We start from the raw sequence: 527 nt of genomic DNA, 5'->3' as shown, positions 1-527 counted from the left end.
TCGACCAGGTACTGGCGGATTTTCTGCTCTGCACCGCCACGGTAGAAAATACCGGGGAAGCAAACTATTGCTGCACGCCCTTTAGCTGACAGGTAGTTTAGTGCATGTAGCACAAACGCAAAGTCAGCTTTTGATTTCGGGGCCAGTACGCCAGCAGGAGCAAAACGTTCATCGTTAATCAGTGTAGGGTCATCGCTGCCAATCCACTTAACTGAGTACGGTGGGTTAGTGACGATCGCGTCAAACGGTTTTTCATCGCCAAAGTGGGGCTCAGTCAGGGTATTCCCCAGTCTGATATCAAATTTGTCGTAGTTGATGTTGTGCAGGAACATGTTCATACGCGCCAGGTTAAAGGTTGTATGATTTATCTCCTGACCATAAAAACCTTCTTCAATGATATGGTTATCAAAGTGCTTCTTCGCCTGAAGCAGCAGTGAGCCAGAACCTGCGGCAGGGTCATAGATTTTGTTGACGTGAGTCTGACCGTGCATCGCAAGCTGAGCAATCAGCTTAGAGACGTGCTGAGG

At 48.6% G+C, this 527-nt stretch carries 1 protein-coding gene; it reads right to left on the bottom strand.

The genetic code is table 11. The features are described from left to right. The coding region (locus tag FKM52_RS21510) for a type I restriction-modification system subunit M (protein ID WP_141178121.1) at positions 1-527 on the bottom strand (527 nt) is incomplete at both ends.

The sequence above is a fragment of the Mixta tenebrionis genome (genome assembly GCF_006517625.1).
Taxonomy (GTDB): Bacteria; Pseudomonadota; Gammaproteobacteria; order Enterobacterales; family Enterobacteriaceae; genus Mixta; species Mixta tenebrionis.
This window is presented reverse-complemented; position numbering and strand designations above follow the sequence as displayed.